This is a genomic window from Streptomyces phytophilus, assembly GCF_013870535.1.
GTDB lineage: Bacteria > Actinomycetota > Actinomycetes > Streptomycetales > Streptomycetaceae > Streptomyces > Streptomyces phytophilus.
In genome coordinates this window covers 1-1707 of the sequence record NZ_JACBXC010001270.1, presented here as the reverse complement: position 1 = coordinate 1707, position 1707 = coordinate 1, and the positions used below count along the sequence as shown (strand labels likewise).

Annotated in this window: 1 protein-coding gene and 1 pseudogene; both read left to right on the top strand. The window is 71.9% G+C overall.

Going from position 1 to position 1707, the window contains the following annotated elements; translation table 11 throughout:
• Window positions 1–1453: alkaline phosphatase D family protein (locus tag H5J30_RS31500; protein ID WP_181790972.1), on the top strand; the 1453-nt coding region annotated here is incomplete at its 5' end.
• 18 nt (window positions 1454–1471) lie between these two features.
• Window positions 1472–1582, top strand: a pseudogene (locus H5J30_RS31495) (DUF1990 domain-containing protein); the annotation flags it as partial.
• Window positions 1583–1707 lie beyond the last annotated feature (125 nt).

Sequence of the window (1707 nt, the reverse complement as noted above, 5' to 3'; positions counted from 1 at the left end):
CGGCGGCCGGCCGGGGGCCGCGTGGGGTGTACAGGTGGGCGATGTCACGTCCCAGGGCGGCACGGTGTGGGTACGGGCCGACCGCCCGGCGCGGATGGTCGTGGAGACCTCCGCGACGGACTCGTTCCGCAAGGTGCACCGCCGCCGCGGCCCGCTCCTGGGCCCGGGCACCGACTGCACCGGCACCGTCCGGCTGCACGGGCTGCCGCCCGGAGAGCAGGTGCACTACCGGGTGGTGCTGGAGGACGCGGACGACCCGCGGCGCTCCGGCGAGCCGGTCGAGGGCACGTTCCGTACGGCCCCGGGGCGCCGCGGTGACGTGCGCTTCGTCTGGTCCGGCGACGTCGCGGGCCAGGGCTGGGGCATCAACCCCGACCGCGGCGGCTACCGCGTGTACGACGAGATGCAGCGCCTCGACCCGGACTTCTTCCTGCACAGTGGCGACACCGTATACGCCGACGGCCCGCTGAGCACCCGAGTCACGCTTCCCGACGGCACGGTGTGGCGCAATCTGGTCACCGAGGAGAAGGCGAAGGTCGCCGAGACGCTCGCCGAGTACCGCGGCAACTTCCGCTACAACCTCCTCGACGAGAACGTGCGCCGCTTCAACGCGCAGGTGCCGATTGTGGTGCAGTGGGACGACCACGAGGTCGTCAACAACTGGTATCCGGGCGAGATCCTCACCGACGAGCGCTACACGGAGCGCCGCGCCGACGTGCTCGCGGCCCGTGCCCGGCGCGCGTTCGCCGAGTACTTCCCGGTGCCGACGCTGCGCTCCGACGGCGCCGGCCGGATCTACCGCAGGGTCTCGTACGGGCCGCTGCTCGACGTCTTCGTGCTGGACATGCGCACGTACCGCAACGCCAACTCCGACGGGCTCGCCCCCGACGACGTCCACGGCATCCTCGGGCGCGAGCAGCTGGCCTGGCTCAAGCGGGAGTTGCAGCGCTCCCGCGCGGAGTGGAAGGTCATCGCCTCCGACATGCCGCTGGGCCTGGTCGTGCCGGACGGCACGGACGTCGAGGCCGTCGCGCAGGGCGATCCGGGCGCGCCGCTGGGCCGGGAGCTGCAGATCGCCGAGCTGCTGCGGCACGTCAAGCAGCGCCGGATCACGGGAACCGTGTGGCTGACGGCGGACGTGCACCACACCTCCGCGCAGCACTACGACCCGGCGCGCGCGGGCTTCAAGGACTTCGCGCCGTTCTGGGAGTTCGTCACCGGGCCGCTGCACGCGGGCGCGTTCCCGGGCAGCGCCCTGGACGGCACGTTCGGGCCGGAGCGGGTCTTCCTGAAGGCACCGGAGACGGCCAACGTGGCGCCGAGCCAGGGCTTCCAGTTCTACGGCGAGGTGGAGATCGACGGCAGCAGCCGCGAGCTGACGGTGCGGCTGCGCGAGGAGGGCGGCGCGGTGCTGTTCACGAAGGTGCTGCGGCCGGGGCTCGTCGGGCAGTAGCCGACGGCGGCGTACAGCCGCCCTGCCGCGCGGTGGGTGGCAACCATGGGGCCGCTTCTCGGCGTCTTTCAGCGCGCGTACGCACGGCGCTGCGGCCGGGTGCCGCGGCGGCTCGCGAACGTCGGCTGAAAACTGACCCCATAGGTCCGATTCACCCTTTACCATCCGGTCACAGCTCGTTCTTGATCACGCAATACCCGTCCGGAAAGCTGGAGTTCATGGCCGATCACACCGAACCGACGGAGGAGGGCCCG